This is a genomic window from Pseudoalteromonas sp. SG45-5, assembly GCF_014164085.1.
Classification (GTDB): Bacteria; Pseudomonadota; Gammaproteobacteria; order Enterobacterales; family Alteromonadaceae; genus Pseudoalteromonas; species Pseudoalteromonas aliena.
The window spans coordinates 1-290 of the sequence record NZ_JACJEM010000188.1; the positions used below are offsets into that span (position 1 = coordinate 1).

At 43.1% G+C, this 290-nt stretch carries 1 pseudogene; it reads left to right on the forward strand.

What is annotated here, in order from left to right:
* Positions 1-57: 57 nt before the first annotated feature.
* Positions 58-290 (forward strand): annotated as a pseudogene (locus H5119_RS20805) (Mobile element protein); the annotation flags it as partial.

Here is a 290-nt window from a genome sequence, read left to right on the forward strand (position 1 = left end):
AGTTTGGCGAACTAAGTACTAGGCTTTGTTCAGTGCAAAAAACAAGCAGGGTGTCTTATGGCAATCGCAAGAAAGCGTCAAGTAAGTTTGGTTGATACAAAGTACTACCACTGTATATCACGTTGTGTTCGGCGTGCTTTTTTGTGCGGTGAAGACCATTTTACGGGTCAATCTTACGAGCACCGCAGAGGGTGGGTTGAAGACAAACTGCTAGAGTTAGCCAAGATATTTTGTATTGACGTCTGTGCTTATGCTGTTATGAGCAATCATACGCACTTAGTCCTGTATGT